Origin of the sequence: Caballeronia sp. LZ032, assembly GCF_031451315.1 — a bacterium.
Lineage (GTDB): Bacteria > Pseudomonadota > Gammaproteobacteria > Burkholderiales > Burkholderiaceae > Caballeronia.
In genome coordinates, this window is the sequence record NZ_JARUXP010000054.1 from 1 (window position 1) to 500 (window position 500).

Annotated in this window: 1 protein-coding gene; it reads right to left on the reverse strand. The window is 58.6% G+C overall.

Annotation, left to right across the window (positions count from 1 at the left end):
* Window positions 1-500: membrane dipeptidase (locus tag QCE69_RS39375; RefSeq protein ID WP_309936164.1), on the reverse strand; the 500-nt coding region annotated here is incomplete at both ends.

Sequence of the window (500 nt, forward strand, 5' to 3'; positions counted from 1 at the left end):
TCGATCGTGTATTCGATCGCTTCGAGATAATCCTCGACGGTTGCGTCCGGGCCTTTCTTCAGGAACGGCGAGAACATCGTCACGCCGACGAAGCCATTGGCATCCGCGATCTCGCGCAGCTGATCGTCGGTCTTGTTGCGCGGATGATCCTTCAGGCCCGAGGGGCAGCAGTGCGAATACGTGACCGGCTTCTTCGAGCACGCAATGGCATCCGACGACGTCTTCGCGCCCACGTGCGAGAGATCCACCATGATCCCGACGCGATTCATCTCGTGGATCACTTCCTTGCCATAACCCGACAGTCCGCCATCGGGTTCATAACAGCCGGTGCCCACCAGGTTCTGCGTGTTGTAGCAGAGCTGCACGACGTTCACGCCGAGTTCCTTGAACACCTCGATATAGCCGAGGTTGTCCTCGAACGCATACGCGTTCTGGAAGCCGAAGATGATGCCGGTCTTGTTTTCCTTCTTCGCGCGCAGGATGTCGTCGGTCGTGCGCAC